The following is a 26,012-nucleotide window of genomic DNA, read 5'->3' as shown; positions in this document are numbered from 1 at the left end:
ACATGACGTCCCCCGTGGTAATCATCGGTACCGGCCTGGCGGGCTACAACCTGGCCCGCGAGTTTCGCAAGCTCGATACGCAGACGCCGCTACTGCTGATCACCGCCGATGACGGTCGGTCCTACTCCAAGCCCATGCTCTCCACCGGCTTTGCCAAGCACAAAGGCGCCGATGGCCTGTGCATGGCCGAGCCGGGTGCCATGGCCGAGCAACTGAACGCAGAGATACGCACCCACACCCGTATCAGCGGCATCGATCCGGGCCACAAGCGCCTGTGGATCGGCGAAGAAGCCGTGGAATATCGCGACCTGGTGCTGGCATGGGGCGCCCAGACCGTGCAGGTGCCGATCGAGGGCGATGGCAGCCGGCTGGTGTTCCCGATCAACGACCTGGAAGACTACGCGCGCTTCCGGGCTGCAGCTGATGGCAAGCAGCGGGTACTGATCCTCGGTGCCGGCCTGATCGGTTGCGAGTTCGCCAACGACATGAGCCTTGGCGGTTTTCAGGTCGACGTCGTCGCGCCGTGCGAGCAGGTCATGCCAACCTTGCTGCATCCGGCTGCTGCCAGCGCCGTGCAGGCCGGGCTGCAAGCCCTGGGTGTGCGTTTCCACCTTGGCCCGGTGCTGACCCGCCTGCAGCAGGCAGCTCATGGCCTGGAGGCGCATCTGTCGGATGGCAGCGTGATCGCCTGCGACCTGGTGGTCTCGGCCATCGGCCTGCGCCCGCGTACCGACCTGGCCGCCGCCGCCGGCCTGCAGACCAACCGCGGCGTAACTGTCGATCGCCAGCTGCGCACGTCGCACGCCAATATCTACGCGCTTGGCGACTGTGCCGAGGTCGATGGCATCAACCTGCTTTATGTAATGCCGCTGATGAGCTGTGCCAGGGCCCTGGCGCAAACCCTGAGCGGGACACCGACGGCGGTTGCCTACGGGCCGATGCCGATTACCGTAAAAACCCCTGCTTGCCCACTGGTCGTTTCGCCGCCGCCTCAGGGCCGCGAAGGTACCTGGCAGGTAGAGGGGCAGGGCAGTGACCTCAAGGTGCTGTGCCTGGATGCCGACGGCAAACTGCTGGGCTACGCACTGACGGGTGCAGCCGTGATGGAAAGGCTGGCGCTGAATCGCCAACTGCCGCCGCTGATGGCGTAAACAGCGGTCGTTCTGTCGGTTTTATCCTGTTGTTGCCTGCACAATGGCCGCCCAGATACTGGCGCGGCCCCGGTGCACGTGCCATTCTCACTTCCGTCTGCCGCAGATTAGAGCCTGCGGTGCCTTGAGCGCTGCTCCCCGAGGCAGCACGGCATAACAACAAGAATTCCGTCAAAGAGGCTTCACTATGCGCAAACCAGAACTCGCCGCAGTCATCGCCGAAAAGGCCGATCTGACCAAGGAAAAGGCCAATCAGGTTTTGAACGCGATTCTCGACAGCATCACCGGTGCCCTGGACAAGGACACCGTGACCCTGGTCGGTTTCGGCACCTTCGAAAAACGCCATCGCGGCGCGCGTACCGGCAAGAATCCGCAGACGGGTGAGCCGGTCAAGATCAAAGCCAGCAATACCGTGGCCTTCAAACCAGGCAAAAACCTGAAGGACAGCGTCAACGTGCCTGCCAAGCCGGCCAAGAAGGGCAAGTGATCGCTGCCTGACTATCCCAGTGTCAGCCAAACGGGCGCCCCAGAGCGCCCGTTGTGCTTTCTGAAGGCAAAATGCTCCGAATTTGCGTAAATAGTTCTGGAAGAGGATAAACTGCGCGCCTTAGTCATTTTTAATTCGAGGCGCGTTGATGAAGTTCCGCTTTCTTCTCTGGGCCATGGGGCTGTTGATGGCCAGGGCCAGCCGTAAAAACCCGGCATTCCAGCAGCAGCTCAAGGGCAAGGACCTGGTGTTCCAGATGCAGACTCTGGACGGCAAGGTCGCCCGGCACTTCATCGTCAGTAACGAGCGGATTGGCAGTAAAGGCGGTGCACACCCGCAGCCGGCCTTCGCCATTGCGTTCAAGGACGCTGCCTATGGCTTTGCCACCCTGCAGGCGAGCAACAAGCAGTTGGCGTTCATGCAGGGGATTCAGGACAAGAATATCCAGATCAAGGGCAACCCGGCGCTGGTGATGTGGTTTCAGGGCTTGATGAAATACCTGAAACCGAAGAAGAAGGGCTGAAATTTGTAGGGGGCTGCCTTGCAGCCCAATCGCCGGCAAGCCAGCTCCTACAGGTTCGGTACACGCCTGAGGGAAGTGGTGTTCCTGTGGGAGCTGGCTTGCCGGCGATTGGGCCGCAAAGCGGCCCCATTTGATGTCAGTGCGGTGCGTGGAACTGCGAGGCCAGCTCCCGCAACAGGCTCTCGGCTTCGAGCACCTTGTTCACCACGTCGTCTGCCTTGTGCCGGGTAATCCCCAGCCGCTCCAGCAGCTCGTCAGGTATCTCTTCCTGCGGCCCCGAGCCAATTCCTCGCGAGCGCAGCAGGCGGGTTGCCAGGCACACCAGGTTGGGGAATGCAGCATACGCGCCGTCATAAGCAGGGTCGTGCTGGAAGCGCAGCGCGGTCTGGAGTTCCTCCGGCATGTCCCACAGCTTCATCAGCCATGCGCCGATCTGCTCGCGGCTGATGCCCAGCAGGTGCTGTTCTACATAGGTGTGGTGCAGGTGCGGGTTGACCTCCAGGTGGCGGCAGATCAGCGAAAAGTGTGGCGGGAACACGTGCGCCAGCAGCAGGTAGCCAAAGTTGTGCAGCAGGCCGGCCAGGTAGGTCAGGCCCGCCTCGGGGCGTTCAGCCCGTGGCATGGCGCGGGTCAGGCCTTCGATGATCGCGGCGGTGTAGATCGATTGCTGCCAGTAAGGCGTGGCCTGTTGCGGGTGGTCTTTCGGCAAGCTCAGGGTTTTGCCCAGTGCCAGGCCCAGGGCCAGGTTGATCACCAGGTCGAAGCCCAGCACGCGCACGATGGCGTCTTCCACCGAGCGGATCTTGCCCGGTGAGGCGTAGTAAGGCGATGCCGCCCAACTCACCACCTGCGCCGCCAGCGCCGGGTCGGTTTCGACCACGCCGGTGATGTCGTCGATGCTGGCGTTAGGGTCTACCCGCAGCTTGATGATCTTCTGTGCGGTGTCGGCCAGCGGCGGAATTTCGATGGTTTCTTCCAGGCGTTTCTGGATTCGCCGGGCCGTAAAGGCTTGTACCGCCTGGCTGATTTCGTGGGTGTCATCATCGGGGCGATCGAGGTTGGGGTTGATCGCCTCGACCTCCTGCCCAAACGTGCTGGCACTGGCCTTGGCCAGCATCCGCTTGAAATGCGCACGCTCGATTGCCAGCAACAGGCCGGCTTCGCCGGACTGGATGTAGACGGTTTCGGCGTCGAGCAGCGTTTTTTCGTACTGGCTCGGTGAGCTGGTCAGGGCCGGTATGCCCGGCAGGGCCTTGAGCTGGTGCTTGTCGAGCATCTGCTTCAGGCGAGGCATCGACACCGCAGTCAGCTTGCGGCCGGTCAGTTCCGTCAGCCGGTTCAGGTCCAGCAGCTGGCTCTGCGGGAACAGCACCATCAGGGCGCCGACCTCGTCGTCGAGCAGCACGGCCTGTACCCGCGACGCTGCCGGCAGGTGCGAATCTTCGGCCACCTCGCGGTAGGCTACGCCAAGCTTGTCGAGCAGCAGCCTGATGACAGAGGGTGCATGTGGGGTTGCGGTGTCCAGGGCAACTTCAGTCATGGTCCGTATCCACTGATTCTTTTAAACGCGAAGTATAACCAGCCCCGGGGCAAATCTGGATCCATTCTGGGACTGGCGTCACACTTGGCCATATTGCTGGCCATGCCGCAGCCAGCGGTCGAGCAGCGGGCTGACATGATCGGGCCAGCGTGCGATCAGCGCCTGTGCCGCGTCGCGCACGGCCGGCAGCAGGTCGGCGTCGCGCATCAGGTCGGCGACCTTGAACTGCAGCAGGCCGGTCTGGCGAGTGCCCAGCATCTCGCCCGGACCACGCAGCTCCAGGTCTTTTTCGGCGATGATGAAGCCATCGTTGGTTTCGCGCATGATGCCCAACCGCTCGCGGCCGATCTGCGACAACGGCGGGTGGTACAGCAGCACGCAATGGCTGACGGCGCTGCCCCGGCCTACCCGGCCGCGCAGCTGGTGCAACTGAGCCAGGCCCAGGCGCTCGGGGTTCTCGATGATCATCAGGCTGGCATTGGGCACGTCCACGCCCACCTCGATGACCGTGGTGGCGACCAGCAACTGCAGGTTGCCGGCTTTGAACTCGGCCATGATCTCGGCTTTTTCCGCCGGCTTCATTCGCCCGTGGATCAACCCCACCCGCAGCTCGCCCAGGGCGCTGCCAAGCTCCTCGTAGGTGCTTTCTGCCGCCTGGCAGGTCAGTTCTTCGGACTCTTCGATCAGGGTGCACACCCAGTAGGCCTGGCGCCCCTCGGCGCAGGCCGCGCGGACCCGCTCGACCACTTCGAAGCGCCGGCTGTCGACCACCAGTACCGTGTTCACCGGGGTGCGCCCGGGGGGTAGTTCGTCCAGTACCGAGGTGTCCAGGTCGGCGTAGGCGCTCATCGCCAGGGTCCGCGGGATGGGCGTTGCGGTCATGATCAGCTGGTGCGGGCACATCTCGCCGGCCACGCCTTTCTTGCGCAGGGCCAGACGTTGCTGCACGCCGAACCGGTGCTGTTCGTCGATGATCGCCAGTGCCAGATGCTTGAACTTCACTTCTTCCTGGAACAGCGCATGGGTGCCGACCACCATGGGTGCGCCGTTGGCAATCTGCTCCAGGGCGCTGACCCGGGCCTTGCCCTTGAGCTTGCCGGCCAGCCAGGCGACTTCGATGCCCAGCGGTTCGAGCCAGCGCTTGAAGGTGATGTAGTGCTGCTCGGCGAGGATCTCGGTGGGCGCCATCAACGCCACCTGGTAGCCGGCCTCCAGCGCTTGCAGCGCAGCCAGGGCGGCGACCACGGTCTTGCCGGCGCCCACGTCACCCTGCACCAGGCGCAGCATCGGTTCGTGCTGGCTCAGGTCATAGGCAATTTCGTTGGCCACCCGCTGCTGCGCGCCGGTGGGCTGGAAACCGAGGTTGGCCAGGTACTGCGCCTGCAGGCGCTTGGCCTTGGGCAATACCGGTGCCCGCAGGCTGCGCAGGCTCTCGCGCAGGCGTTGCTGCGACAGCTGGTGGGTCAGCAGCTCCTCGAAGGCCAGGCGGTGCTGGGCCCAGTGCTGGCCCTCGGCAAGCTCGTCGAGGTCGGCGTCCGCCGGCGGGTTGTGCAGGTAGCGGATGGCATCGTCCAGCGGCGCCAGCTGGTAGTCCCGGGCCAGCTCGTCCGGCAGCCAGTCGGGCAGGCTGCGCGGGCCGAGCAGGCTCAGGCTTTGCTGGCACAGCAGGCGCAAGCGTTGCTGGGTGAGGCCTTCGGTGGACGGGTAGATCGGCGTCAGGGTCTGCTCGACCGGTGGCGGCGGCTCGTCGCCGTTAAGCGCGCGGTACTCCGGGTGGTAGATTTCCAGGCCCGAGGCACCGGGGCGCGCTTCACCGTAGCAGCGCAGGTGAGTGCCACGCTTAAGGCCTTCCTTTTGCGCGTTACTGAAGTGGTAGAAGCGCAGGCTCAACACCCCAGTGCCGTCGCCCAGGCGCACCACCAGGCTGCGACGCTTGCCCATGGTCACGTCGGCGCCGCTGACCACGCCCTCGATCACCGCGTCCTGGCCGGGCCGCAGCTGGCCGATCGGCACCACGCGGGTACGGTCCTGATAACGCAGGGGCAGGTGGAACAGCACGTCCTGCAAGTTCTCCAGGCCGACCTTGGCGAGTTTTTCCGCCATGGCTTCGCCAACCCCTTTGAGCACGGTGACCGGGACTTTCGACAGCTCACTCATGACTCAGGCCGGTTGTTCTGCAGGGGCCTTGGCCACCGAACACAGACGGATCGAGTCGGCGAGGATCTCGATGGCTTTGGGCCGTGGGAAGCTGGCGCGCCAGGCGATGGCTACCGTGCGGAACGGTGCCGGTGCAGTCAGTGGGCGCACCTCGATGACCCCGGGTGCATAGTGATGGCTGTGCACTGCCGACAGCGGCAGGATCGATACCCCAAGGCCCGATGCGACCATGTGACGGATGGTTTCCAGCGAGCTGGATTCGACCGTGGTGTGCCTGGAGCCTTCACCACCCTTGTTCAGGGTTGGGCAGGCTTCGAGGACCTGATCGCGGAAGCAGTGGCCCTCACCGAGCAGCAGCAGGCTCTTGTCGTTGAGCATGGCGGTGTCGATGGTCTTTTTTGCCGTCCACGGGTGGTCGGCGGGCATCAGCGCGCAGAACGGTTCGTCGTACAGCGGCAGGGTCAGCACGTCGGCTTCGTTGAACGGCAGGGCGATGATCACTGCGTCGAGTTCGCCGTTGCGCAGTTTTTCGCGCAGCACGTGGGTGAAGTTTTCTTCGATGTACAGCGGCATCTGCGGCGCTACGCGGTGCAGTTGCGGGATCAGGTGCGGGAACAGGTAGGGGCCGACGGTATAGATGGCACCCACCTTGAGCGGGGCGGTCAGCTGGTTCTTGCCGGCCTGGGCCAGCTCGCGAATGCCCTGGGCCTGCTCCAGTACCTTCTGGGCCTGGGCGACGATGCTCTCGCCGACCGGGGTCAGGCGCACCGCGCTCTTGCTGCGTTCGAAGATCAGCACGCCAAGCTCATCCTCGAGCTTCTTCACACCGACCGACAGGGTCGGTTGGCTCACGTGGCAGCGTTCGGCGGCATGGCCGAAGTGCTGTTCCTGGGCGAGTGTGACGATGTAGCGTAATTCTGTGAGGGTCATAACGTGCGTCCATGAAGTTGCGGGCCCAGCATAGCGGCTGCAATTGATAGACGCACGTTATCAGACTTGCCGATTTGTGACAGAACCAAAAGTCTCAGCGGCGGTCAAGCGAGTAGACAAACGGTGCCACGACTTCGATCGTGCCATTGTTCAGCAACTCGGGCGGCGGCTTGGGTACCTTGCCGGCCCGACGAATCATTTCCAGGGTCGCCCGGTCCAGTGCTGCACTGCCCGAACCACCTGCCATGGCGTACGACACTACCTTGCCCTCGGCGTCGACCACGAAGCGCAGGCGGTTGATGCCCTGCAGGCCGCGGCGGCGCGCGTCTTCGGGGTACCGCTTGTACTTGGCCAGGTGGCGCAGCAGGTCGCTCTGCCAGGTAGGCAAGGCGTTGCTGTTGGACGCAATGCTCGGTGCCGGTGCCGCGGATTTCTGCGGTGGCGCGGTGCTGGGCGGGGCGTCTACGGTCTGCTCGGTTGGCGGTGCTTCCTTGGGCGGCTCAGGCTTTTTCTCGGGTTTGGGCGGCTGCGGCTTGACCTTCGGCTTGGGCGGCTTGTGGATCGCAATCTTGGGTTTCGGCGCTTCCACCACCTTTGGCAGCGGCGGTTCTTCTACCGGTGCCGGTGGCTGCGGGGCGGCTTTAGGAGGTGGTGGCGGCGCGGGCTCCGGCAGCGGTGCCAGTTCGACCATCATCGCTGCCGGGGGCAGTTCGATGGCCTGAGGCACCGACCAGTTGAGCGTCAGCAGCACGGCGACCACGTGCACGCCCAGCACGATCGCCAGGCTGCCACCGTAGCGCGCCATGTTCGAGCGCGTTTTTGTCATTTCTTGGCTGCCGTCTCTAGTCCGACCAGGCCGACTTTCAGGTAGCCGGCCGCGCGCATGTTGTTCATCACTTCCATCAGGTCACCGTAATCCACGCCTTTGTCGGCCTGGAAGAAGATGGTGGTTTCCTTGTCACCCTTGGTCTTGGCGTCGAGCATCGGGCCAAGCTGGTCGGGTGCCGCTACCTGATCGTCGCCGACATACAGCTTCTGGTCGGCCTTGACGCTGACGAACACCGGTTTTTCAGGCCTCGGCGCCGGTTTGGCGGTCGAGGCCGGCAGATCGACCTTGATGTCGACCGTGGCCAGGGGGGCGGCGACCATGAAGATAATCAGGAGCACCAACATCACGTCGATGAACGGCGTAACGTTGATTTCGTGGTTTTCGGCGAGGTCGTCGCCACCTTCGTTGAGATGCAGGCCCATGGCTTACCCCACTTTCACCATGTGCGGGGCAGCGCGCTCGCTGCCCTGATGGTCCAGGTCACGGCTGACCAGCAGCAATACCTGAGCGGAGGCGTCGGACACCTGGGCCTTGTAGCCGGCGATGGAGCGGGCGAAGACGTTGTAGATGACCACGGCCGGAATGGCCGCGACCAGGCCCAGGGCGGTGGCCAGCAGGGCTTCGGCGATGCCCGGGGCGACCACGGCCAGGTTGGTGGTCTGGGTTTTGGCGATGCCGATGAAGCTGTTCATGATGCCCCAGACGGTACCGAACAGGCCGACGAAGGGTGCGGTGGAACCGATGGTGGCGAGCACGCCGGTGCCGTTGCTCATGGTGCGGCCGCTGGCGTGTACCAGGCGCTCCAGACGGAAGCTGACGCGTTCCTTGATGCCTTCTTTCTCGCGAGCGTTGGCCGAAAGGCGCATTTCTTCGAGAGCGTCGTGGACCAGGGTGTAGGCCAGGGTGCCTTCCTTGTTGGAGACTTCGCTGGCTTCCTTGAGGGTGGCGGACTTCTTCAGCTGGGCAATTTCACCACGCAGGCGACGCTTGGCGCCCATCAGCTCGAAGCCCTTGGCGATCCAGATGGTCCAGGTGATGATGGAGGCGATTGCCAGGCCGATCATGACGATCTTCACCACGATGTCGGCGTTCTTGTACATGCCCCACGGCGACAGGTCGTGGGCCATGCCCAGCGAAGTGTCTTCGACCAGGGCTTCAACGCTCGGGTCTACTGCAGCTGGCGCATCAGCCGGTTTGACAGAGGCGTCGCCAGCTGGCGCCTGGGTATCGGCAGCCGGTGCCGCTGCAGGTGCAGCTGGGGCAGAGGCGGCGGCAGGGGTGGTGCTGTTGGCGGTTGGCTCATCGGCCATGGCTACCGGGGCCAGCACCAGGCTGAGGGTCAGCGCGGCGATGGCGCGCCAGGCGCGCGACGGGGTTGGCGAAGCGGAAGGTTGAATACGTGTCATGCTGGCCGGACCTGATGAAGAAAAAAGTGAACGTTCTCCAAGGCCTCGAGATTGGCCGAGAACAAATTGGCGGCCATTATTGCAAGTAATTCTTGTTAACAAAAGTAATCTTGTTGCTTTTTTCGCCTATGGTCTAGCCGCCCATCGTGTAGCGTGGCTGGGCTGATCAACTGGTCTAGGGAGTTTAGAGATGTCAGACCTTTCCGTAATGGTGGTGGGATGTGGTGATGTAGGTGGGCGTCTTGCCCGGCAATTGCTGGCCCGCGGCTGGCAGGTAAGCGGCCTGCGTCGCGCGGTCGCGCAGCTGCCCGCAGGTGTCGTGCCGGTTGCCGCAGACCTTGCCGACGCATCGATTCCGCCAGCCTGGCCGCAGCGCGCGCCGGACTACCTGGTGTATTGCGTGGCGGCCAGCCAGCACGACGAGGCGGGTTACCAGGCGGCCTATGTCGACGGCCTGCGCCATGTGCTGGCCTGGCTGGCCGAACGTGGCCAGCGCCCGCGTCGCCTGCTGTTCGTTTCCAGCAGCAGCGTGTATGCGCAAAAAGACGGGGAATGGATCGAGGAAAGCGCGGCCACCGAGCCTGAAGGCTATTCCGGGCGGGTGATGCTTGAGGCCGAGCAGCTGGCGCTGGCCAGCGGTATGCCGGCGAGCGTGGTGCGCCTGACCGGCATCTATGGCCCCGGCCGTGAGTGGCTGCTGAGCCAGGTGCGCCAAGGCTACCGCGTGGCCGATGAGCCGCCCCTCTATGGCAACCGCATCCATGCCGAGGATGCCGCCAGCCTGCTGGCGTTCCTGCTGCAGGCCGACGCCCACGGCAAGGTGTTGGACGACTATTACATCGGTGTCGACGACGACCCGGCGCCGCTGGCCGATGTAGTGGCCTGGCTGCGTGGGTATATGGGGGTCACAGAGTGGTCCGATGAGCAGCGGGTGCGGCGTACCGGCAGCAAGCGCTGCAGCAACGCCCGCGCGCGCGCATTGGGCTGGGCGCCGGTGTATCCGAGTTACAAGGAAGGCTATGCGGCAATCCTGAAAGGCGTGCGCTGAGACTGCCGGCCTCTTCGCGGGTGAACCCGCGAAGAGGCCGATAAGGTCCAAGCGCGAGTTCAGTCGCTTTCAGTCCTTCTCCAGCACCCACTGACGCGTACCCGCGGCCAACTGTGGCATTTCATCCGACTGCGCACGGTTCACCGCCTGGAAGATCTCCAGCTTGTCGCCATCGCGCTTGATGATGAACGGCGCACCACGCTGGTTGCGCTCCAGCCACAGGCTGTCGTTGCTGCCACCCATGGTCGCGCAATCGCCGGCCAGGCACAGGGCGAAGCGGTCCGGGCCTGGCAGGCCGGTCACGCTACCGGTATCGCCGAAGCGCACTTTCGCGCCTTGACCCTGGCCTTCGAGAATTTTCCATTCCCCACCCAGGTAAGCCTGGTACAGCGCTTTTTCAAAGCTGCTGCCCAATGGCGCGTTGCCCGCGACGGGGTTCGTCACGCGGACGAATGCCTGTTTGCTGCCGCTCTGGTCGCTGGTCAGCAGTTCGTCACCATCGAGCTCCAGCTGCTCGGTCTGGCCACCAAGGAAAGTGGCCTGCAGCTGTTTTTCAACCGCGCTCAGCTGGCCGTCGGCAGCCTCGAAACCATTGCTGAAGCTGGCCTGGTGGTTGGCGACGTCGAGCTTCCATTCGAATACCGGGCCATGCTGGTTCAGGGCCTGGCGCAGGCTGTTGCCTTTGACGGCGGCTTTGATGGCGTCCTGGTTGATCCAGGTGCCGTTGAAATCTTCAGGTTTGTGGCTGGCGCAGCCGCCCAGTAGCAGGGCTGCCAGCGCGAGGGGCAGTGCTTGACGCATGACGGGGAAACCTTGCAGAGAAGGGAGGGTGACGGGCAGGGCGCCCGTCACCCGAGGCATCATTCGATGACCAGGATGGCGTCCATTTCGACCTGAGCGCCTTTTGGCAGTGCGGCAACGCCGATGGCGGCGCGGGCCGGGTACGGCTGCTCGAAGTAGCGGCCCATCACCTCGTTGACCTTGGCAAAGTGGCTCAGGTCGGTAAGGAAGATGTTCAGCTTGACGATGTCCTTGAACGAACCGCCTGCAGCTTCAGCCACGGACTTGAGGTTCTCGAACACTTGCACGGTCTGGGCTTCGAAGCCTTCGACCAGTTCCATGGTCTTTGGGTCCAGCGGGATCTGGCCCGACATGTATACGGTGTTGCCGGCCTTGATCGCTTGCGAGTAGGTGCCGATAGCGGCAGGGGCTTTGTCGCTGGTAATGACGGTCTTGCTCATGATGACTCCTTGCGGTTGGCGGACTACGTACGCATGCGGGTGATGCGGACCACTCCGGTCAGGGTACGCAGCTTCTTGATCACACGCGCCAGGTGCACGCGGTCGTGCACGCTGACCACCAGCTGGACCACGCTGATACGGCCGTCGCGTTCGTCCATGCTGATCTTCTCGATGTTGCCGTCGGCGGCGTTGACGCTACTGGCCAGCAGGGCGATCAGGCCGCGCTGGTGCTCCAGTTCGACACGCAGTTCGACATTGAACTCGCCCGAGATGTCCTTGGCCCACGAAAGCTGCACGCACTTCTCGGGGTTGTGGCGGATTTCGCTGATGTTGCGGCAGTTTTCCAGGTGCACCACCATGCCCTTGCCGGCCGACAGGTGGCCGACGATCGGGTCACCCGGGATTGGCGTGCAGCACTTGGCGTAGCTCAGCACCAGGCCTTCGGTACCGCGGATCGCCAGCGGGCCTTCCGGCGCCGGCAACTGCTCGCCTTCGGCCGACAGCAGGCGGCGCGCGACCACGTAGGCCATGCGGTTGCCCAGGCCGATGTCTTCGAGCAGGTCTTCGATCAGTTCCAGGCGGTATTCGGCAAGAATTGCCTGGACGCGCTCCTGCGGGATTTTCTCCAGGCTGCTGTCGAAGCCGGTGAGCACCTTGTTCAGCAGGCGTTCGCCCAGGCTGATGGACTCGGAGCGGCGTTGCTGCTTGAGCGCGTGGCGGATGTGCGTGCGCGCCTTGCCGGTGACCACGAAGTTGAGCCAGGCCGGGTTCGGCCGTGCGCCCGGGGCGCTGACGATCTCCACCGTCGAGCCGCTTTGCAGCGGTTCGGACAGTGGCGCCAGGCGGCGGTTGATGCGGCAGGCGATACAGCTGTTGCCGACATCGGTGTGCACCGCGTAGGCGAAGTCGACCGCGGTGGAGCCTTTGGGCAGCTCCATGATCCGGCCTTTGGGCGTGAACACGTAGACCTCGTCCGGGAACAGGTCGATCTTCACGCTCTCGATGAATTCCAGCGAGTTGCCAGCACGTTGCTGCAGCTCGAGGATGCCCTTGACCCACTGGCGGGCGCGGGCATGGCTGCCCTTGGGCTGGTCGTCGTCATTGGACTTGTACAGCCAGTGCGCGGCGATGCCGTTGTTGGCCATCTCTTCCATCTCGCGGGTGCGGATCTGGATTTCGATGGGCACGCCGTGCATGCCGAACAACGTGGTGTGCAACGACTGGTAGCCGTTGGCCTTGGGGATCGCGATGTAGTCCTTGAAGCGCCCGGGCAGCGGCTTGTACAGGTTGTGCACGGCGCCGAGCACGCGGTAGCAGGTATCGACCTTGTCGACGATGATGCGGAAGGCGTACACGTCCATGATCTCGTTGAAGGCGCGGCGCTTGCCACGCATCTTCTTGTAGATGCCATAGAGGTGTTTCTGCCGGCCGCTGACCTCGCCCGCGATGCCGTCGGCAGCCAGGCAGTTGGCCAGCGACTGCTCGATCTTGGCGACGATCTCTTTACGGTTGCCGCGTGCGCTTTTTACTGCCCGGTGAATCAGCGACGAGCGCATCGGGTGCATGGCCTTGAAGCCGAGGTCTTCGAATTCCACGCGCACGGTGTGCATGCCCAGGCGGTTGGCGATGGGGGCGTAGATCTCGAGGGTTTCCTTGGCGATGCGTCGGCGCTTTTCGCCAGACAGCACTTCGAGGGTGCGCATGTTGTGCAGGCGGTCGGCCAGCTTGACCAGGATCACGCGGATATCGCGGGCCATGGCCATGGCCATTTTCTGGAAGTTCTCGGCCTGCGCCTCGGCCTTTGTCTCGAAGTTCATCTGGGTCAGCTTGCTGACCCCATCTACCAGTTCGGCCACTGTCTCGCCAAACTGCTGGCTGAGGGCTTCCTTGGCGATGCCGGTGTCTTCGATCACGTCGTGCAGCATGGCCGCCATCAGGCTCTGATGGTCCATGTGCATGTCGGCGAGGATGCTGGCCACAGCCAGTGGGTGGGTCACATAGGGCTCGCCGCTGCGGCGGCGCTGCCCATCGTGGGCCTGTTCGGCGTAGAAATAGGCACGCCGGACCAGGTTGACCTGTTCAGGGCCCAGATAGGTCGACAGCCGTTCGGCCAAGGCTTCTATACCCGGCATGGGATAACCTCCTGCCGAGGAAGAGGGCCTTGCGCCGTGCGACGTCGACCTGGCATCAATCAGACAGCCTCGTTGTTCTCGTCCTCGAACGCGGCGAACACCGGATCCTCGGTGACGATCTCTTCAGCGGCGATGAACTCGTTGGTGACGATGCCTTCGGCGATTTCACGCAGGGCAACAACGGTTGGCTTGTCGTTTTCCCATGCTACGCGTGGCTCTTTGCCGCCGGTCGCCAGCTGGCGAGCGCGCTTGGTCGAGAGCATGACCAGCTCGAAGCGGTTATCCACGTGTTCCAGGCAGTCTTCAACAGTTACGCGGGCCATGGTCTTCCTCAGTAGCAAATGCGGTGGGCGTGCAGCCCGATAATGGGCAGGCGGACTCGATAGTATAAAAATTCACCAGCCAATAGGGAAGCGCTGTTTTGTCGGGCCGCTTTATCCTCGGGCCTGCCGGCGCACCCTGTGGGAGCGGGTTTACCCGCGAAAGGGCCGCAACAGACACCCTCGATGCATGAGCCCGACGATAACCTCAGAGCATCGCACCGCGCAACCGCGGGGTCAGCTCTTCGAACAAAGTCTGCACCGAGCGCAATGCCCGACAATCCGGGCGGGTAAGCAGCCACAGCTGGGTATCGCAGCCCGGCAGCGGCCCGCTCAGCGCATCCACCCCTGGCAGCGCATGCACCATGTAGTCCGGCAGCGCCGCCACGCCCAGCCCGGTGCTGACCAGCTGGGCGATGGTCGACATGCCACTGCACTGGTAGCGCGGGCTCAGCCCTGGGTGCTGCTGGTTGCGCCAGACCACCGTGGGATGATCCTGCATCGAGTCGTCGGGGGCGATCCAGGGCACGCTGGCAGGCGCCTCGTCCAGGCGCTCGCGCCATTGGGGCTGGCCGCAGATGACATAGGAGGTGGAGCCAAGGTTGCGGCCCACCAGGTGCTCCGGCGGCGTGTTGGTCAGGCGCAGGGCAATGTCGGCATCGCGCCGGCTGAGGTTGGCGAAGGTGTTGGAGGTGCCCATCTCCAGCGACAAGGCGGGGTAGTTGGGCATGAACTCGGCCAGCGCCGGCAGTAGCAGGCTGTGCATGACGGCCTCGGTGCAGGTCAGGCGCACCGTGCCGCTGACCACCTGCTCGCCACTGGTCATGGCGATACGCGCCGCCTCCAGCGCCTGTTCGGCGCGCTCGGCCTGCTCGGCCAGGGCCTGGGCAGTGTCGGTCGGCAGGTAGCCCTTGCGGCTCTTGACGAACAGCGCGGTGCCGAGTGCCGACTCGAGTCGGCGAATCGAGCGGAATACGGTCGAAACGTCGACTTTCAGCAGCTCGGCGGCCTTGGCCAGGGAGCGGCCACGTTCCAGCGCCAGTACCAGTGAAAGGTCGGCATGTGTGATCTGATATTGCATTGGTGCACGCTCTGCTTGCCGAATTGCCAATGTCTGTTGCGTCAGGGCCATTTTATAGTGAAACGGCCCCCCGGAATCAATGCGCCCGGTCGGGCAACCAGTCCCCACGATGGGAAAGTGAAAAAAACAACAGCTGCAACCATCGTCGCCCGTGAGGCGCCAGCCGTATCCCCACATCGCCGCAGCAAATCAAAGGATGTACAGCCATGACGTCGGTAACCCCGTGCGCCAGTTCTTCCAGCGAGATGAGTGACTTCCTCCAGGCCCATCCGGACACGCAGTACGTCGATCTGCTGATCTCCGACATGAACGGCGTGGTACGTGGCAAGCGCATCGAGCGGGCCAGCCTGCACAAGGTGTACGAGAAAGGCATCAATCTGCCGGCGTCGTTGTTTGCCCTGGACATCAATGGTTCCACCGTCGAAAGCACCGGCCTTGGCCTGGACATCGGCGATGCCGACCGCATCTGCTTCCCTATTCCCGGCACGCTGTCCGATGAGCCGTGGCAGAAACGCCCCACCGCCCAGCTGCTGATGACCATGCACGAGCTCGATGGCCAGCCGTTCTTCGCCGACCCGCGTGAAGTGCTGCGCCAGGTGGTGAGCAAGTTCGACGACCTGGGCCTGACCATCTGCGCCGCGTTCGAGCTGGAGTTCTACCTGATCGACCAGGACAATCTCAACGGTCGCCCGCAGCCGCCGCGTTCGCCGATCTCCGGCAAGCGCCCGCATTCGACCCAGGTGTACCTGATCGACGACCTCGACGAATACGCCGACTGCCTGCAGGACATGCTCGAAGCGGCCAAGGAGCAGGGCCTGCCCGCCGATGCCATCGTCAAGGAAAGCGCCCCGGCGCAGTTCGAGGTCAACCTGCACCACGTGGCGGATCCGCTGAAGGCCTGCGATTACGCGATCCTGCTCAAGCGCCTGATCAAGAACGTTGCCTACGACCATGAAATGGACACCACCTTCATGGCCAAGCCCTATCCGGGCCAGGCAGGCAACGGGCTACACGTGCATATCTCGCTGCTGGACAAGAAAACCGGCAAGAACATCTTCGCCAGTGACGACCCGCTGCAAAGCGACGCGTTGCGCCACGCCATTGGCGGCGTGCTGGAAACCATGCCGGCGTCGATGGCTTTCCTGTGCCCGAACATCAACTCCTATCGCCGCTTCGGCGCACAGTTCTACGTGCCCAATGCGCCGAGCTGGGGCCTGGACAACCGTACCGTAGCCGTACGCGTGCCTACCGACAGCAGCGACAACGTGCGCCTTGAGCACCGCGTAGCCGGTGCCGATGCCAATCCGTACCTGATGTTGGCGGCAATCCTGGCCGGCGTTCATCACGGCCTGACCCACCAGGTCGAGCCACAGGCGCCAATCGAAGGCAACTCCTACGAACAGCTGGAGCAGAGCCTGCCGAACAACCTGCGCGATGCCCTGCGCGCGCTGGACGACAGCGAAGTCCTCAACCAATACATCAGCCCGGACTACATCGATATCTTCGTGGCCTGCAAGGAAAGCGAACTGGCCGAGTTCGAAGTGTCGATTTCCGACCTCGAGTACAACTGGTACCTGCACACGGTGTAAGCCCATGAGCGCAACTGCGGTCCCCTTGATCGGTGTCAGCGCCTGCCGTCAGCAGGTGGGGAAGAACTCGTCGCACACAGTGGGCGACAGGTATGTCGAGGCAGCCGGGTTTGCCGGCTTGCCACTGATATTGCCGGCCCGTGACGCAGGCAGCGATACGCAAGCGCTGCTGGGTCTTCTGCACGGCATTGTTTTTACCGGTTCGCCTTCAAATATCGAACCGCATCATTACAATGGCGCCCCCAGTGCGGCGGGTACCCGGCACGACCTGGCGCGTGATCGGCTGACCCTGCCACTGCTGAAGGCGGCCGTTGCCGCCGGTGTGCCGGTGCTGTGCATCTGCCGTGGCTACCAGGAATTGAATGTGGCACTTGGCGGCAGCCTGCACCAGCGCGTGCAGGAACTGCCTGGTTACCTTGACCACCGCGAACCTGAGGACGCACCGACAGAGGTGCAGTACGGCCCTCGTCACCCGGTCGGCATCGAGCCAGGCGGGTTGTTCGAGCGCCTGGGCCTGGCCGCGCAGTTCGAGGTCAACTCGCTGCACAGCCAGGGCATTGACCGCCTGGCCCCAGGCCTGCGCGTCGAGGCACGGGCCCCGGACGGCCTGATCGAAGCAGTGTCCATGCCTGCGGCGCCGGGTTTTGTGCTTGGCGTGCAGTGGCATCCGGAATGGCGCTTCAACGAAAACCCGGTCTCGCTGCGCCTGTTTCAGGCGTTTCGCGAGGCCTGCATTGCCTACGCAGCACGGGAGGGCGCACGGCAGAAGGCATCCTGACGTCAGCCGAAGGTCTCGGATGACGTGTTCCCGGCAGCAAGCTTTCAATGAGTGAAAGCGGGCCTTGTGCGCAAGGCCCGCCAAAACAATTCCAAAATTTACGGCAAATACTCATGAGCAATTACACAGAAACCGGCCGCCCACCCGATATGGCGGCCGACGCGGGCAACACCCACAACAGCAAGGGTCTGGCCAAAGGCCGGCTGGGATTGCTGGCTACCGTGGTGCTGGGCATTTCCACCATCGCGCCGGTTTATACCCTGACCGGTGCCCTCGGCCCGACCGTGCGCGAGGTGGGTGCGCACCTGCCAGCCGTGTTCATCGTCGGGTTCCTGCCGATGCTGCTGGTGGCCCTGGGCTACCGTGAGCTGAACTCGGCAGAGCCGGACAGCGGCACCTCGTTTACCTGGTCGGCGCGTGCCTTCGGGCCGATGATTGGCTGGATCGGCGGCTGGGGGCTGGTGGTTGCCACCACCATCGTGCTGTCGAACCTGGCGGGGGTGGCGGTCGACTTCTTCTACCTGTTCCTTGGTCAGATTACCGGCAAGCATGAGCTGGCGGCGTTGGCTGACAACCTGTTGATCAACATTGTCACCTGTTGCGTGTTCATCGCCCTGGCGGTGTGGATCTGCTGTCGCGGCATAGCCACCACCATGACGGTGCAATATGGCCTGGTGGCCCTGCAGTTGCTGGTGTTGATCGGTTTTGCCTTCGCCGCCTTCGGCAGCACCACGGCGCCGCCACCGCTGGAGTTCGATTTCGCCTGGTTCAACCCGTTCGGTGTCGAGTCGTTCTCGGCCTTTGCCGCAGGGCTGTCGCTGTCGATCTTCATCTTCTGGGGCTGGGATACCTGCCTGACGGTCAGCGAAGAGTCGGTGGGCAGTGAAGAGATGCCTGGCAAGGCGGCCACCTGGACCGTGATGCTGATCCTCGGGCTATACCTGTTCACCGCCATCGCCACCCTGCAGTTTGCCGGGATCAGTGAAACGGGCCTGGGCCTGAACAACCCGCGTATCCAGGAAAACGTGTTTGCTCACCTGGCGGGCCCGGTCATGGGGCCGCTGGCGATCCTGATGTCCATCGCCGTGCTGGCCAGTACGGCGGCGTCGCTGCAGTCGACCTTCGTGGCGCCGGCGCGCACCCTGTTGGCCATGGGTTACTACGGCGCGGTGCCGCCGAAGTTCGCCAGTGTCTGCCCGCGGTCGCAAACCCCGCGCTACGCAACCATTTGCGCCGGCCTGGCCGCAGGCCTGTTCTACGTGACCATGCGTACCCTGAGCGAGAACGTGCTGGCGGATACCATCACCGCGCTGGGCATGATGATCTGCTTCTACTACTCGCTGACCGCGTTTGCCTGTGTGTGGTATTTCCGCCACAGCCTGTTCGGCAGCTTGCGCCACTTCGTCATGCGCGGCCTGTGCCCGCTGGTGGGTGGGGTGATCCTTTCGGTGATCTTCGCGCGTACCGCCATCGACAGCGCCTCGCCGGACTTCGGCAGCGGTTCGCATGTGGGCGGGTTGGGGCTGGTGTTCGTGATTGCCGCGATCATCTCGGTGCTGGGCATCGGGCTGATGATGCTGTCGCGCATGCGTGCGCCGGCTTACTTCCTGGGGGCTACCCTGCGTCAGCAGGCTACCCTGCCTTTGGCCGAATAAGCTGGGGGCGCTTTGCGCCCCTATCGCCGGCAAGCCAGCTCCCACAAAATCTCCACAGTCCTTCAGGTCCTTCAGGTCCGTCGAGTCCTTCAGGTTCTGCAAGGTATCTGTGGGAGCCTGGCTTGCCGGCGAAAGGGCTGCAAAGCAGCCCCGTGCGGTGTTTCAGGAGAGCAGTTCTTTCAGCAGCCCGCTGTTGCGCTGTTGCTGCTTCTTCAGCACCAGCCGGTTCGAACGGAACACTGCCTTCAAATCCTCAAGCGCCACGTCGAAATCATCGTTGATGATCACGTAGTCATACTCGTCGTAGTGCACCATCTCGCTGACGGCTTCTTTCATGCGTCCGGCGATGATCTCTTCGCTATCCTGCCCGCGGCCATCCAGGCGCTGACGCAGCGCTTCCTGGCTTGGTGGCAGGATGAACACCGACAATGCCTGCGGCATCAGCTTGCGCACCTGCTGGGCACCTTGCCAGTCGATTTCCAGGATCAGGTCGTAGCCCTGGTCCAGGGTCTGTTGCAGCGCGCTGCGCGAGGTGCCATAGAAGTTGCCGAACACCTCGGCATGTTCCAGGAAGTCGCCCTGCTCGATCAGCGTGGTGAATTCCTCGTGGACGACGAAGTGATAGTTCACCCCGTGCTGCTCGCCCGGGCGCATGGCGCGGGTGGTGTGCGAGACCGAGACGCGGATCTGCTGGTCGTCCTTGGTCAAGGCGTTGACCAGGCTGGTCTTGCCGGCGCCCGAGGGTGCCGAAACGATGTAGAGGGTGCCGCTGCTGTGGTTCATGGTCGGGGGTGGCCTTACTCGATGTTCTGTACTTGTTCACGCATCTGTTCGATCAGTACCTTCAGGTTGACCGCTGCTTGCGTGCTGCGTGGGTCGAAGGCCTTGGAGCCAAGGGTGTTGGCCTCGCGGTTGAGTTCCTGCATCAGGAAGTCCAGGCGCCGGCCGGCAGCACCGCCACCCTTGAGCACCCGGCGTACTTCGGTGACGTGGGTGCTGAGGCGGTCGAGTTCCTCGGCGACGTCGCTTTTCTGCGCCAGCAGCACCATCTCCTGCTCCAGGCGCTGTGGGTCCAGCTCGGCCTGCATGTCGCCGAAGCGGTCGAGGATCTTTTGCCGCTGCGCCGCCAGCATCTGCGGCACCAGGGCGCGCAGGGTGCTGACTTCGCTGGCCATGTTGTCCAGCCGTTCGTTGATCAGGCGGGCCAGTTCCTGGCCTTCACGCTGACGCCCGGCCTTGAGCTCGGCCAGCGCATCGTCGAACAGCGCCATGGCTTCGGCGTTCAGCGCTTGCGGGTCGCTGGCGTCGGCCACCAGCACCCCCGGCCACGACAACACTTCCAGCGGGTTCAGCGGTGCCGGCTGCTTGATCAGGCCGGCCACTTCCTCGGCAGCCGCGACCAGTTGCGCGGCGCGCTCGCGGTCTACCTTCAACGGCTTGCCGTTACTGTCTTCGTTGAGGCGCAGGGTGCATTCCACCTTGCCCCGCGACAGGCCTTGGCGCAGGCCTTCACGTACGCTGCCTTCAAGGTCGCGCAGGGCCTCGGGCAGGCGCAGGTGCGGCTCAAGGTAACGGTGGTTGACCGAACGCAGCTCCCAGACCAGGGTGCCTTGGCTGCCGGCGCGCTCGACACGAGCAAAAGCGGTCATGCTGTGCACCATGGGGAGTACCTCGCGTAGATGAATGAACGGTGGCAGCCTCTCGGCTGCAAGGCGCAGGATTGTAGCGCAGTGCGGCCTTGGCGCCCAATCTGCCTATGTTACAGAGGGGGGCGTGCAGCAGCAGGAAAAGGCGACGGGCTGTGTCAGCAGCGACGATAGGCATGTCTTCCCCGGGCTGCGGGCTCTATAATGCTCGGCAGATTCAAAGTCCCAGTACAGGTATCCCAGATGAAACGTCCAAGTGGTCGCGCCGCCGATCAGCTCCGCTCGATCCGCATCACCCGCAACTACACCAAGCACGCCGAAGGGTCGGTACTGGTCGAGTTCGGTGACACCAAGGTCATCTGCACGGTCAGTGTGGAAAACGGCGTGCCGCGCTTCCTCAAAGGCCAGGGCCAAGGCTGGCTGACCGCCGAATACGGCATGCTCCCGCGCTCCACTGGCGAGCGTAACCAGCGTGAAGCCAGCCGTGGCAAACAGGGTGGCCGCACCCTGGAAATCCAGCGTCTCATTGGTCGCTCGCTGCGTGCCGCGCTGGACATGAGCAAGCTCGGTGACATCACCTTGTACGTCGACTGCGACGTGATCCAGGCTGATGGCGGCACCCGTACCGCCTCCATCACCGGCGCCATGGTCGCCCTGTGCGACGCGCTGGCAGTGATCAAGAAACGTGGCGGCCTGAAGGGCGGCAACCCGCTCAAGCACATGATTGCCGCCGTGTCGGTGGGCATGTACCAGGGTGAAGCCGTGCTCGACCTGGACTACCCCGAAGACTCCGCTGCCGAGACCGACCTGAACGTGGTCATGACCAGCGCCGGCGGCTTCATCGAAGTGCAGGGCACTGCCGAAGGTGCGCCGTTCCAGCCTGAAGACTTCAATGCCATGCTTGCCCTGGCGCAGAAGGGCATGAACGAAATCTTCGAGCTGCAGCAGGCGGCATTGGCCGACTGAACCCAGCCAGGGAGGTGCGGGGCATGAGCGATTCGAACCTGTCGATCACCCCGCCCAATGCCGAAATCCGGCAGTGGGCGATGTTCTGCCACCTCTCCGCGCTGCTGGGCCTGGTGGTGCCGCTCGGGCACTTGCTGGGCCCGCTGGTGCTGTGGCACCTGAAGCGCGAGCAAGATCCTTTCATCGACGCCCAGGGCAAAGAGGCGCTGAACTTTCAGATCAGCGTGACGGTTGCCGGGTTCATCTGCTTTTTGCTGATGTTCGTGTTCATCGGGCTGGTGCTGTTCGCCATGCTGACGGTGGCGGTGCTGATCCTGATCATCATTGCGGCGGTGCGGGCCAATGAAGGCAAGCCGTATCGCTACCCGATGATCTGGCGGCCGATCAAATAGCAATTGGGGCCGCTTCGCAGCCCATCGCCGGCAAGCCAGCTCCCACAGGTGCAGCACAGGTTTTGAAGTCTGTGGTGACCCTGTGGGAGCTGGCTTGCCGGCGATGGGCTGCAAAGCAGCCCCAATCGGCTTTTTAGATGGTCAACGTCCAGTCATAATCCACAATCAGCGGCGCATGTTGCGAGAAGCGCGGCTGACGCGGCAGGCGGGCGTTACGCACGAAGCGGCGCAGGCCCGGAGTGAGGATCTGGTAGTCGAACCGGTAGCCCAGGTTGAGCATCTCGGCCTGTTCGTTGTCCGGCCACCAGCTGTACTGGTCGCCTTCACGGCTGACTTCGCGCAAGGCATCGACATAACCCATCTCACCGGTGATCGCATCCATCCAGGCGCGTTCCGGTGCCAGGAAGCCCGGCGACTGCTGGCTGTCACGCCAGTTCTTGATGTCGAGCTTCTGCTGCGCCACGTAGAACGAGCCGCAGTAGATGTACTCGCGGCGCTTGCGACGCTGCTTGTCCAGGTACTTGGCAAAGTCGTCCATCAACTTGAATTTCTGGTTCAAGTCTTCGTCGCCGTTCATGCCCGAAGGCAACAGCAGGGTGGCAATACTGACTTTGTCGAAATCTGCTTGCAGGTAACGCCCGTAGCGGTCGGCTGTCTCGAAGCCCAGGCCGGTGATGACTGCCTTGGGCTGCATGCGCGAATAAAGCGCCACACCACCTTGGGCGGGCACCTCCGCGTCGCAGGCATAAAGGAAATAGCCATCGAGCTGGAAAGCTGGGTCGTCGAGTTCAAAGGCCGAGGCGCGGGTATCCTGAAGGCAGATGACGTCGGCATTCTGGGCTTGTAGCCAGCTGAGCAAACCACGCTCGGCCGCAGCCTGAATGCCATTAACGTTCACACTGATGATCCGCATAAATGGCCCCAAAAATCTCGTGCGTGTATGATACCCGAGCTCAACCCATTTAGCTAAATCCGTGGTGTCCGGGACTATTCATGCAGCCGTATCAGCGCGACTTTATCCGTTTTGCCATCGATCGCGGTGTACTGCGCTTCGGTGAATTCACCCTGAAATCGGGGCGTACCAGCCCGTATTTCTTCAATGCCGGCCTGTTCAACACCGGTTCCGCATTGGCCGAACTGGGGCGTTGCTACGCCGCCGCCATCGTCGACAGCAAGATCCCCTTCGATGTGCTGTTCGGCCCGGCCTACAAGGGCATTCCGCTGGCGGCGACTACCGCCGTGGCCCTTGCCGATCAGCATCAGCTCGATGTGCCATGGTGCTTCAACCGCAAGGAAGCCAAGGACCACGGCGAAGGTGGCAGCCTGGTTGGCGCGCCGCTGGCGGGTGACGTGCTGATCATCGACGACGTGATCACTGCCGGAACCGCTATCCGCGAAGTCATGCAGATCATCAACGCCCAGCAGGCCAAGGCCGCCGGCGTGCTGATCGCGCTGAACCGCGAAGAGCGTGGCAATGGCGAGCTGTCGGCCATCCAGGAAGTGGAACGCGACTTCGGCATCCCTGTGGTCAGCATCGTCTCGCTGACCCAGGTGCTGGAGTTCCTGGCCGATGACCCGCAGCTGAAGCAGCACCTGCCGGCTGTCGAGGCCTACCGGGCGCAGTACGGGATCTGATCCTGGCCTGGCAATGAAAAAGGCGACCTTCTTGTGAAGGTCGCCTTTTTTATGCCGCCTGTTCCGGCTCATCGCCGGCAAGCCAGCTCCCACAAGTGCCCCACAGGTTTCAAGGTTTGTGGGGGTTCTGTGGGAGCTGGCTTGCCGGCGACAGGGCCGGTGAAAGCTAGCCAGTCAGCGCGGCTTGCAGTTGGTAATCAGGGTGCCCACGCCGCTGTCGGTGAAGATCTCCAGCAGCACAGCATTCGGCACGCGGCCGTCGATGATGTGCGAGCTGTTGACGCCGCCCTGCACCGCATCCAGCGCGCATTTGATCTTCGGCAGCATGCCGCCGTAGATAGTGCCGTCGGCGATCAGTTCGTTGACCTGCTCGGTGGTCAGGCCGGTCAGTACCTGGCCCTGCTTGTCCATCAGGCCGGCGATGTTGGTCAGCAGCATCAGTTTCTCGGCCTTCAGCGCCTCGGCCACCTTGCCTGCGACCAGGTCGGCGTTGATGTTGTACGACTCACCGTTGGCACCTACGCCGATTGGCGCGATCACCGGGATGAAGTCGCCCTTCACCAGCATGTTCAGCAGGTCGGTGTTCACGCTGACCACTTCGCCTACATGGCCGATGTCGATGATTTCCGGGGTGGTCATCTCGGGGGTCTGGCGGCTTACGGTCAGCTTGCGGGCACGGATCAGCTCTGCGTCCTTGCCGGTCAGGCCGATGGCGCTGCCGCCGTGGCGGTTGATCAGGTTGACGATGTCCTTGTTGACCTGGCCACCCAGCACCATCTCGACCACGTCCATGGTCGCCGAATCGGTGACGCGCATGCCATCGATGAAGTGGCTTTCGATCGACAGACGCTTGAGCAGGTCACCGATCTGCGGGCCACCACCGTGGACCACCACCGGGTTGATGCCCACTGCCTTCATCAGCACGATGTCGCGGGCGAAGCCGGTCTTGAGCTCCTCGCTTTCCATCGCGTTGCCGCCGTACTTGATCACCAGGGTCTTGCCGACAAAGCGGCGAATATAGGGCAGTGCTTCGGACAAAACCTCGGCTACATGGGCAGCGGCATCGCGATCGAGGGTCATGCAGGGCTCCTGTATGGAACAGATAGTCGGTCAGAACGGCAGTTGCAGCTCAGGCTCAACCCGCAGCAACTGGGTACGGAAAACATCCTTGATACGTTGCAACTCGGCGTCGCTGTCGGCCTCGAAGCGCAGCACCAGCACCGGGGTGGTGTTGGAGGCGCGAACCAGGCCCCAGCCGTGGGTGTAGTCGACCCGCACACCATCGATGGTGGTCAGGCTGGCTTCGCCCCAGTCAGCGTCGCGTTGCAGTGCATCAATGATGCTGAATTTACCCTCGTCGGTCACATCAATATTGATTTCCGGCGTGGAAATATCGTTCGGGAAGGCGGCGAACAGGTCTTCGGCGCTCTGGCCAGCCTTGCTGAGGATCTCCAGCAGACGCGCGGCGCTGTAGATGCCATCGTCAAAACCGTACCAGCGTTCCTTGATGAAGATGTGACCGCTCATCTCGCCGGCCAGCAGCGAACCGGTCTGCTTCATCTTCTTCTTGATCAGCGAGTGGCCGGTCTTCCACATCAGCGCGCGGCCGCCATGCTGCTCGATCAGCGGGGTCAGGCGACGGGTGCATTTGACGTCGAAGATGATCTCGGCGCCTGGGTTACGTGCCAGCACGTCCTGGGCAAACAGCATCAGCAGGCGGTCGGGATAGACGATGCTGCCGGTGTTGGTCACCACGCCGACGCGGTCGCCGTCGCCGTCGAAGGCCAGGCCGATATCGGCGCCGGTTTCCTTGACCTTGGCGATCAGGTCTTCGAGGTTTTCCGGCTTGCCGGGGTCCGGGTGGTGGTTGGGAAAGTTGCCGTCGACTTCGCAGAACAACGGAATCACTTCGCAGCCCAGGGCTTCGATCAGCTGCGGTGCAATCACCCCGGCAGCGCCGTTGCCGCAGTCGACCACCACCTTGAGCTTCTTCGCCAGCTTCACGTCGCCGACGATCTGCTGGAAATAGCGCTCAAGGATCCCGACCTTCTCCACGCGGCCTGCGGCCAGGGTCAGGTCGTTGGTTTTCAGGCGGGTCAGCAGGGCCTGGATCTGTTCGTTGGCCAGGGTGTCGCCGGCAATGACGATCTTGAAGCCGTTGTAGTCCGAAGGGTTGTGGCTACCGGTCAGCATCACCCCGGACTTGCCGGCCAGCACGTTGGCGGCATAGTACAAGGCTGGGGTGGGGACCAGGCCCACGTCGCTGACCTGGCAACCGGCGTCGACCAGGCCCTTGATCAACTGTTCCACCAACATCGGGCCGGAGAGGCGGCCATCGCGGCCAACCGAAACCTGCGGTTCGCCCTGGGCCAGGCTTTGCGCGCCGATGGCGCGGCCGATCCAGTAGGCGGTTTCGGCGTGAAGGGTCTTGCCGACCACGCCGCGGATGTCATACGCGCGGAAAATGCTGTCTGGCAATGCGGCGGGGACCAGGTGGGCCATGTCG

General features: G+C 63.3%; 25 protein-coding genes and 1 pseudogene. 10 read left to right on the top strand and 16 right to left on the bottom strand.

What is annotated here, in order from left to right:
* The first annotated feature begins 2 nt into the window (after positions 1-2).
* The 3 genes from AC5O5I_RS27545 (at position 3) to AC5O5I_RS27535 (ending at position 2,161) form a co-directional block, all read left to right on the top strand.
* Positions 3-1,151, top strand: a complete 1,149-nt coding sequence (locus tag AC5O5I_RS27545) for an NAD(P)/FAD-dependent oxidoreductase (RefSeq protein ID WP_494511856.1) — start codon at positions 3-5, stop codon at positions 1,149-1,151.
* A 187-nt stretch (positions 1,152-1,338) separates the two neighbouring features.
* Positions 1,339-1,638: an HU family DNA-binding protein gene (locus AC5O5I_RS27540; protein WP_172233148.1), complete on the top strand. Its 300-nt coding sequence runs from the start codon at positions 1,339-1,341 to the stop codon at positions 1,636-1,638.
* A 148-nt stretch (positions 1,639-1,786) separates the two neighbouring features.
* Complete coding sequence (locus AC5O5I_RS27535) at positions 1,787-2,161, top strand: helicase (RefSeq protein ID WP_172233151.1); 375 nt, start codon at positions 1,787-1,789, stop codon at positions 2,159-2,161.
* A 136-nt stretch (positions 2,162-2,297) separates the two neighbouring features.
* On the opposite strand, the gene AC5O5I_RS27530 is transcribed toward AC5O5I_RS27535, so the two are convergent.
* The 6 genes from AC5O5I_RS27530 to exbB form a co-directional block, all read right to left on the bottom strand.
* Positions 2,298-3,701 (bottom strand): aminoacyl-tRNA deacylase and HDOD domain-containing protein, encoded by a 1,404-nt coding sequence (locus AC5O5I_RS27530; RefSeq protein ID WP_494511855.1) that lies wholly within the window; start codon positions 3,699-3,701, stop codon positions 2,298-2,300.
* Positions 3,702-3,779: 78 nt separating this feature from the next.
* On the bottom strand, positions 3,780-5,858 hold the full coding sequence (recG, locus tag AC5O5I_RS27525) for an ATP-dependent DNA helicase RecG (protein WP_172285890.1): 2,079 nt from the start codon (positions 5,856-5,858) through the stop codon (positions 3,780-3,782).
* Positions 5,859-5,861: 3 nt separating this feature from the next.
* The gene (locus tag AC5O5I_RS27520) at positions 5,862-6,788 is read right to left on the bottom strand and encodes a hydrogen peroxide-inducible genes activator (protein ID WP_087500924.1); all 927 of its coding nucleotides are present in this window, start codon (positions 6,786-6,788) and stop codon (positions 5,862-5,864) included.
* A gap of 94 nt (positions 6,789-6,882) precedes the next feature.
* Entirely contained in the window at positions 6,883-7,614 is a 732-nt protein-coding gene (locus AC5O5I_RS27515) for an energy transducer TonB (RefSeq protein ID WP_172232091.1), read from the bottom strand.
* Positions 7,611-8,039 (bottom strand): TonB system transport protein ExbD, encoded by a 429-nt coding sequence (gene exbD / locus AC5O5I_RS27510; RefSeq protein ID WP_003253367.1) that lies wholly within the window; start codon positions 8,037-8,039, stop codon positions 7,611-7,613. Before exbD ends, AC5O5I_RS27515 begins: the two co-directional genes overlap by 4 nt.
* A gap of 3 nt (positions 8,040-8,042) precedes the next feature.
* Positions 8,043-9,023, bottom strand: coding sequence for a tonB-system energizer ExbB (gene exbB, locus AC5O5I_RS27505; protein WP_494511854.1), 981 nt, complete (start codon positions 9,021-9,023; stop codon positions 8,043-8,045).
* Positions 9,024-9,213: 190 nt separating this feature from the next.
* Between exbB and AC5O5I_RS27500 the strand changes: the two genes are divergently transcribed.
* On the top strand, positions 9,214-10,071 hold the full coding sequence (locus AC5O5I_RS27500; protein WP_494511853.1) for an SDR family oxidoreductase: 858 nt from the start codon (positions 9,214-9,216) through the stop codon (positions 10,069-10,071).
* 69 nt (positions 10,072-10,140) lie between these two features.
* On the opposite strand, the gene AC5O5I_RS27495 is transcribed toward AC5O5I_RS27500, so the two are convergent.
* The 5 genes from AC5O5I_RS27495 to AC5O5I_RS27475 form a co-directional block, all read right to left on the bottom strand.
* Positions 10,141-10,872 (bottom strand): hypothetical protein, encoded by a 732-nt coding sequence (locus AC5O5I_RS27495; RefSeq protein ID WP_494511852.1) that lies wholly within the window; start codon positions 10,870-10,872, stop codon positions 10,141-10,143.
* Between the two features lie 59 nt (positions 10,873-10,931).
* Positions 10,932-11,312, bottom strand: a complete 381-nt coding sequence (locus tag AC5O5I_RS27490; RefSeq protein WP_016489827.1) for a RidA family protein — start codon at positions 11,310-11,312, stop codon at positions 10,932-10,934.
* Positions 11,313-11,335: 23 nt separating this feature from the next.
* Positions 11,336-13,444, bottom strand: a complete 2,109-nt coding sequence (gene spoT / locus AC5O5I_RS27485) for a bifunctional GTP diphosphokinase/guanosine-3',5'-bis pyrophosphate 3'-pyrophosphohydrolase (protein WP_172285886.1) — start codon at positions 13,442-13,444, stop codon at positions 11,336-11,338.
* A gap of 59 nt (positions 13,445-13,503) precedes the next feature.
* Positions 13,504-13,767 carry a DNA-directed RNA polymerase subunit omega gene (gene rpoZ / locus AC5O5I_RS27480; RefSeq protein WP_003253383.1) on the bottom strand — a complete coding sequence of 88 codons (264 nt, stop codon included), beginning with the start codon at positions 13,765-13,767 and terminating at the stop codon, positions 13,504-13,506.
* 205 nt (positions 13,768-13,972) lie between these two features.
* Positions 13,973-14,845: a LysR family transcriptional regulator gene (locus AC5O5I_RS27475; protein ID WP_172285885.1), complete on the bottom strand. Its 873-nt coding sequence runs from the start codon at positions 14,843-14,845 to the stop codon at positions 13,973-13,975.
* Positions 14,846-15,090: 245 nt separating this feature from the next.
* Here AC5O5I_RS27475 and AC5O5I_RS27470 point away from each other — a divergent pair, with 245 nt between their 5' ends.
* From AC5O5I_RS27470 to AC5O5I_RS27460, 3 genes are all read left to right on the top strand, one after another.
* Complete coding sequence (locus AC5O5I_RS27470; protein ID WP_372242450.1) at positions 15,091-16,434, top strand: glutamine synthetase family protein; 1,344 nt, start codon at positions 15,091-15,093, stop codon at positions 16,432-16,434.
* Positions 16,435-16,438: 4 nt separating this feature from the next.
* Positions 16,439-17,212 (top strand): gamma-glutamyl-gamma-aminobutyrate hydrolase family protein, encoded by a 774-nt coding sequence (locus tag AC5O5I_RS27465; protein WP_494511851.1) that lies wholly within the window; start codon positions 16,439-16,441, stop codon positions 17,210-17,212.
* A gap of 113 nt (positions 17,213-17,325) precedes the next feature.
* Positions 17,326-18,867 (top strand): APC family permease, encoded by a 1,542-nt coding sequence (locus AC5O5I_RS27460; protein WP_494511850.1) that lies wholly within the window; start codon positions 17,326-17,328, stop codon positions 18,865-18,867.
* 162 nt (positions 18,868-19,029) lie between these two features.
* Here the strand turns inward: AC5O5I_RS27460 and gmk are convergent, their stop codons facing one another.
* On the bottom strand, positions 19,030-19,650 hold the full coding sequence (gene gmk / locus AC5O5I_RS27455; RefSeq protein ID WP_172229259.1) for a guanylate kinase: 621 nt from the start codon (positions 19,648-19,650) through the stop codon (positions 19,030-19,032).
* A gap of 14 nt (positions 19,651-19,664) precedes the next feature.
* A complete protein-coding gene (locus AC5O5I_RS27450; protein WP_172229257.1) occupies positions 19,665-20,528 on the bottom strand; it encodes a YicC/YloC family endoribonuclease in 864 nt (287 codons plus the stop codon).
* A gap of 228 nt (positions 20,529-20,756) precedes the next feature.
* Between AC5O5I_RS27450 and rph the strand changes: the two genes are divergently transcribed.
* Both rph and AC5O5I_RS27440 read left to right on the top strand, forming a co-directional pair.
* Complete coding sequence (gene rph / locus AC5O5I_RS27445) at positions 20,757-21,479, top strand: ribonuclease PH (protein ID WP_172229255.1); 723 nt, start codon at positions 20,757-20,759, stop codon at positions 21,477-21,479.
* A gap of 23 nt (positions 21,480-21,502) precedes the next feature.
* Entirely contained in the window at positions 21,503-21,871 is a 369-nt protein-coding gene (locus tag AC5O5I_RS27440; RefSeq protein ID WP_172229253.1) for a DUF4870 domain-containing protein, read from the top strand.
* Between the two features lie 133 nt (positions 21,872-22,004).
* On the opposite strand, the gene crc is transcribed toward AC5O5I_RS27440, so the two are convergent.
* The gene (gene crc, locus AC5O5I_RS27435) at positions 22,005-22,784 is read right to left on the bottom strand and encodes a catabolite repression control protein Crc (RefSeq protein WP_172229251.1); all 780 of its coding nucleotides are present in this window, start codon (positions 22,782-22,784) and stop codon (positions 22,005-22,007) included.
* 80 nt (positions 22,785-22,864) lie between these two features.
* Here crc and pyrE point away from each other — a divergent pair, with 80 nt between their 5' ends.
* Complete coding sequence (gene pyrE / locus AC5O5I_RS27430; protein ID WP_003253405.1) at positions 22,865-23,506, top strand: orotate phosphoribosyltransferase; 642 nt, start codon at positions 22,865-22,867, stop codon at positions 23,504-23,506.
* A gap of 174 nt (positions 23,507-23,680) precedes the next feature.
* On the opposite strand, the gene argB is transcribed toward pyrE, so the two are convergent.
* Together argB and AC5O5I_RS27420 are read right to left on the bottom strand one after the other, a co-directional pair.
* Positions 23,681-24,586 carry an acetylglutamate kinase gene (argB, locus tag AC5O5I_RS27425; protein ID WP_172287983.1) on the bottom strand — a complete coding sequence of 302 codons (906 nt, stop codon included), beginning with the start codon at positions 24,584-24,586 and terminating at the stop codon, positions 23,681-23,683.
* A 30-nt stretch (positions 24,587-24,616) separates the two neighbouring features.
* Positions 24,617-25,984, bottom strand: a pseudogene (locus tag AC5O5I_RS27420) (phosphomannomutase/phosphoglucomutase); the annotation flags it as partial.
* Positions 25,985-26,012: the final 28 nt, after the last annotated feature.

Source organism: Pseudomonas sp. 9_2_1 (assembly GCF_059295275.1).
The sequence above is the reverse complement of the archived record's forward strand: the minus strand, read 5'-3'. Positions and strand labels throughout refer to the sequence as shown.

Bases quoted from the DNA above. Each gene is read 5' to 3' on its own strand.
- AC5O5I_RS27545 (WP_494511856.1), top strand. From the start codon at position 3: ATGACGTCCCCCGTGGTAATCATCGGTACCGGCCTGGCGGGCTACAAC.
- AC5O5I_RS27540 (WP_172233148.1), top strand. From the start codon at position 1,339: ATGCGCAAACCAGAACTCGCCGCAGTCATCGCCGAAAAGGCCGATCTG.
- AC5O5I_RS27535 (WP_172233151.1), top strand. From the start codon at position 1,787: ATGAAGTTCCGCTTTCTTCTCTGGGCCATGGGGCTGTTGATGGCCAGG.
- AC5O5I_RS27530 (WP_494511855.1), bottom strand. From the start codon at position 3,701: ATGACTGAAGTTGCCCTGGACACCGCAACCCCACATGCACCCTCTGTC.
- recG (WP_172285890.1), bottom strand. From the start codon at position 5,858: ATGAGTGAGCTGTCGAAAGTCCCGGTCACCGTGCTCAAAGGGGTTGGC.
- AC5O5I_RS27520 (WP_087500924.1), bottom strand. From the start codon at position 6,788: ATGACCCTCACAGAATTACGCTACATCGTCACACTCGCCCAGGAACAG.
- AC5O5I_RS27515 (WP_172232091.1), bottom strand. From the start codon at position 7,614: ATGACAAAAACGCGCTCGAACATGGCGCGCTACGGTGGCAGCCTGGCG.
- exbD (WP_003253367.1), bottom strand. From the start codon at position 8,039: ATGGGCCTGCATCTCAACGAAGGTGGCGACGACCTCGCCGAAAACCAC.
- exbB (WP_494511854.1), bottom strand. From the start codon at position 9,023: ATGACACGTATTCAACCTTCCGCTTCGCCAACCCCGTCGCGCGCCTGG.
- AC5O5I_RS27500 (WP_494511853.1), top strand. From the start codon at position 9,214: ATGTCAGACCTTTCCGTAATGGTGGTGGGATGTGGTGATGTAGGTGGG.
- AC5O5I_RS27495 (WP_494511852.1), bottom strand. From the start codon at position 10,872: ATGCGTCAAGCACTGCCCCTCGCGCTGGCAGCCCTGCTACTGGGCGGC.
- AC5O5I_RS27490 (WP_016489827.1), bottom strand. From the start codon at position 11,312: ATGAGCAAGACCGTCATTACCAGCGACAAAGCCCCTGCCGCTATCGGC.
- spoT (WP_172285886.1), bottom strand. From the start codon at position 13,444: ATGCCGGGTATAGAAGCCTTGGCCGAACGGCTGTCGACCTATCTGGGC.
- rpoZ (WP_003253383.1), bottom strand. From the start codon at position 13,767: ATGGCCCGCGTAACTGTTGAAGACTGCCTGGAACACGTGGATAACCGC.
- AC5O5I_RS27475 (WP_172285885.1), bottom strand. From the start codon at position 14,845: ATGCAATATCAGATCACACATGCCGACCTTTCACTGGTACTGGCGCTG.
- AC5O5I_RS27470 (WP_372242450.1), top strand. From the start codon at position 15,091: ATGAGTGACTTCCTCCAGGCCCATCCGGACACGCAGTACGTCGATCTG.
- AC5O5I_RS27465 (WP_494511851.1), top strand. From the start codon at position 16,439: ATGAGCGCAACTGCGGTCCCCTTGATCGGTGTCAGCGCCTGCCGTCAG.
- AC5O5I_RS27460 (WP_494511850.1), top strand. From the start codon at position 17,326: ATGAGCAATTACACAGAAACCGGCCGCCCACCCGATATGGCGGCCGAC.
- gmk (WP_172229259.1), bottom strand. From the start codon at position 19,650: ATGAACCACAGCAGCGGCACCCTCTACATCGTTTCGGCACCCTCGGGC.
- AC5O5I_RS27450 (WP_172229257.1), bottom strand. From the start codon at position 20,528: ATGGTGCACAGCATGACCGCTTTTGCTCGTGTCGAGCGCGCCGGCAGC.
- rph (WP_172229255.1), top strand. From the start codon at position 20,757: ATGAAACGTCCAAGTGGTCGCGCCGCCGATCAGCTCCGCTCGATCCGC.
- AC5O5I_RS27440 (WP_172229253.1), top strand. From the start codon at position 21,503: ATGAGCGATTCGAACCTGTCGATCACCCCGCCCAATGCCGAAATCCGG.
- crc (WP_172229251.1), bottom strand. From the start codon at position 22,784: ATGCGGATCATCAGTGTGAACGTTAATGGCATTCAGGCTGCGGCCGAG.
- pyrE (WP_003253405.1), top strand. From the start codon at position 22,865: ATGCAGCCGTATCAGCGCGACTTTATCCGTTTTGCCATCGATCGCGGT.
- argB (WP_172287983.1), bottom strand. From the start codon at position 24,586: ATGACCCTCGATCGCGATGCCGCTGCCCATGTAGCCGAGGTTTTGTCC.